General features: G+C 31.0%; 1 protein-coding gene. It reads left to right on the top strand.

The genetic code is table 11. The features are described 5' to 3' along the window. Positions 1–252 (top strand): type II secretion system F family protein (locus KZZ04_RS20095; RefSeq protein WP_219424020.1); only part of this gene is annotated, 252 nt, incomplete at both ends.

The raw sequence follows: 252 nt of genomic DNA, 5'->3' as shown, positions 1-252 counted from the left end.
AAAAATGCATTGGCCATTCAAATTGAGTCTGAAAACAAAGCAGCTATAAAATCAATTTTAGAGAATCTACAAGATGCTATTATTAATGGAAGTAGCCTTTCTAAGGCAATTAAAGCTCATCGTTCATTTACAGAATATGAATATTACAGTTTAAAAATTGGTGAAGAAACAGGCACATTAGTTAAAGTAGCAGAGTCATTAGGAAAGTTTTTTGAAAGAAAAAATGAACAGCGACGTACTTTGATAACTGCA

Origin of the sequence: Pseudoalteromonas sp. CR1, assembly GCF_019392235.1 — a bacterium.
Classification (GTDB): domain Bacteria; phylum Pseudomonadota; class Gammaproteobacteria; order Enterobacterales; family Alteromonadaceae; genus Pseudoalteromonas.
The sequence above is the reverse complement of the archived record's forward strand: the minus strand, read 5'-3'. Positions and strand labels throughout refer to the sequence as shown.